Below are 2,709 nucleotides of genomic sequence, written 5' to 3'. Positions count from 1 at the left end.
GATTCGACACCCCGAGCCTAACGGCTCAAGGCGAGCAACGCCGCTCTCCCTTTTTCAACAATGACCGGGACATCCCCCGGCCATATCGTGGGAGATGAACAGATAGGCCAGCCCCATGTGCTGCTGCAGGTCGAGCATCAGGTTGATCACCTGCGCCTTGATCGACACGTCGAGCGCCGACACCGCCTCGTCGGCGATCATCACCGACGGGCCCAGCGCCAGACCGCGGGCGATGCAGATCCGCTGGCGCTGCCCGCCTGAGAATTCCTGCGGATATCGCCCGGCCATCGCCGGGTCCAGCCCCACCTGAACCAGCAGATCCGCCACCCGCGCCCGCAACGCGGCACCGCGCGCGATACCGTTGATCTGCATGGGGGCTGCGATCGCCGACCCCACGGTCTTGCGTGGATTGAGGCTGGAGAACGGATCCTGGAACACCATCTGCACCTGCCGGAACAAGGCGCCGGGATCGCTGGCCCCCCCGCCTCTGGCGCCGCCCGCCAGAACCGTCTCGCCATGCACAAGAATATCGCCCGACACCGGCGCCAGAAGCCGCATGATCGTGCGGCCGATGGTCGACTTGCCGCAGCCGGACTCGCCCACCAGCGCCAGCGTCTCGCCCGGCTGGACGCTGAACGACACGTTCTCGACCGCGTGGACGGCGCCGCGCGCGCGGCCGAACAGCCCGCCGCCCACCTGATAGCGGCTGACCAGATTGTGCACCGCCAGCGCCGGCACAGCGTCATGATCGACGGTATCCGGCAGATCCGGCACCGCCGCCGCGATCCCGGTATCGCGGTCGACCACCGGAAACGGCATCGGCCGGTCGTGATCCGCCATGGTGCCAAGCCTGGGTACCGCTGCCAGCAGGGCGCGGGTATAGGGCTGGCGCGGGGCCGCGAAGATGGCCGTGGTATCGCCTTCCTCGATCTGCGCGCCGTTGCACATCACCACCGTGCGGTCGGCGATCTCGGCCACCACGCCCAGATCATGGGTGATGAACAGCACCGACATGCCATCCTCGTCCTGGATGTCGCGGATCAGTTCCAGAATCTGGGCCTGGATGGTGACATCCAGCGCGGTGGTCGGCTCGTCGGCGATCAGCAGCCGAGGTCCGCAGGCCAGCGCCATGGCGATCATCACCCGCTGGCGCATGCCGCCCGAGAAACTGGCCGGATAATCCTTCAGCCGCGACCGCGCCGCCGGTATCCGCACCCGATCGAGCATCCGCGCCGCCTCGGCCTCGGCGGCGGCACGGCCCAGGCCCCGATGCAGCATCAGGGCCTCGCCGATCTGAAAGCCGATGCTGCGCACCGGGTTCAGGCTGGTCATCGGCTCCTGAAAGATCATCGCGATATCGCGGCCGCGGATGCGGCACATATCAGGCTCGGGCAGCGTCAGCAGATCCTGACCATCCAGCCGCACCCGGCCGCCGATCCGACAGGTGGCGGGCGACAGCAACCGCATGATCGACATGGCGGTGACGCTCTTGCCCGATCCGGACTCACCCACCACCGCCAGGGTCTCGCGCCGGCCGATGTCGAACGACACACCATCGACCACCGCCTTCCAGCCGTCACGCCCCACCCGGAACGCGGCGGTCAGCCCGGTAACGCACAGAACCGGCGTGGTCACGCGCCCGCCTCCGCAGGCTGGGTCAGCGACAACCAGATCGTCTTCACCTGCTGATACTGGCTCATCGCCTCCAATCCCTTGTCGCGGGCCAGTGATCCCGATTTGCGATAGCCGCCAAAGGGCGTCTTGATATCGCCTTCGGTGAAACCGTTGACCGACACCGTACCGCAGGCCAGCCTGCGAGCGAAATACAGCGCCCGGTCGATGTCGCGGGTATAGACGGTCGCATGCAGGCCGTAATCGGTGCCATTGGCAATCTCTAGCGCCCGGGCCGCGCTGTCGACCGGCAGCACGCCCAGCACCGGCCCGAAGATCTCCTCCCGCGCGATGGTCATCATCGGGTCCAGATCGGCGAACACCGCAGGCGACAGGAAACTGCCGGGCAGTGCCGCGACCGCGTCACGCGGCGTCAGCATCGCCCGCGCGCCTTCCGACACCCCCTTGTCGATCAGCCCCTGCACCCGCCGGCGATGCTGCATGCTGATCATCGGCCCCATCTCGGTGCGCGGGTCCAGCGGGTCGCCGATCACGATCGCGGCCGCCCGCCGGGTGACCTTGTCGACATATTCCTCTTGCCGCGACCGCGCCACGATCTGGCGCATATTGGCCGAACAGTTCTGCCCGCCATTCCAGAACGCCGCCATCACCGCGTTGTCGATCAGATCCGGGGTCAGGGCTGCGTCGTCCAGCACGATGAACGGGCTCTTGCCACCCATCTCCAGGCCCACAGTCTTCAGATTGCTGCTGCCGGCATATTGCAGGAACAGCCGCCCGACCTCGGTCGACCCGGTGAACGACACCGCATCGATGTCGCCATGCTGGCCGATCAGCCGGCCGGTGGTCTCGCCCGGGCCGGTGACGACATTCAGCACCCCCGCCGGGATGCCCGCCTCGATCGCCAGTTCCGCCAGCCTGAGTGTGGTGAGCGAGGTTTCCTCGGCCGGCTTCACGATCACCGAACAGCCGCTGGCCAGCGCCGGGGCCAGTTTCCAGCTCGCCATCAGAGCCTGTTGCCGAATGCCCGCTACCCATGGTTTGACGCCGTCTGCTGACGGCTTGGGAGCTTGGCGGGGG

At 67.5% G+C, this 2,709-nt stretch carries 1 protein-coding gene and 1 pseudogene; both read right to left on the bottom strand.

Annotated features, from left to right (window positions below; genetic code table 11):
- Positions 1-78: 78 nt before the first annotated feature.
- A pseudogene (locus tag IEW15_RS25175) lies at positions 79-1,635 on the bottom strand (dipeptide ABC transporter ATP-binding protein); the annotation flags it as partial.
- The gene (locus IEW15_RS25170; RefSeq protein WP_229708829.1) at positions 1,632-2,636 is read right to left on the bottom strand and encodes an aldehyde dehydrogenase family protein; all 1,005 of its coding nucleotides are present in this window, start codon (positions 2,634-2,636) and stop codon (positions 1,632-1,634) included. The pseudogene IEW15_RS25175 and the gene IEW15_RS25170, both read right to left, overlap by 4 nt.
- Between the last annotated feature and the right edge of the window lie 73 nt (positions 2,637-2,709).

Origin of the sequence: Tistrella bauzanensis, from assembly GCF_014636235.1 — a bacterium.
In the GTDB taxonomy this organism is placed as follows: domain Bacteria; phylum Pseudomonadota; class Alphaproteobacteria; order Tistrellales; family Tistrellaceae; genus Tistrella; species Tistrella bauzanensis.
Note: the sequence above shows the minus strand (reverse complement) of the source record. Positions and strands in the feature narration are given on the sequence as shown.

Coding starts and splice junctions, on each gene's coding strand:
- IEW15_RS25170 (WP_229708829.1), bottom strand. CDS start 2,636: ATGGCGAGCTGGAAACTGGCCCCGGCGCTGGCCAGCGGCTGTTCGGTG.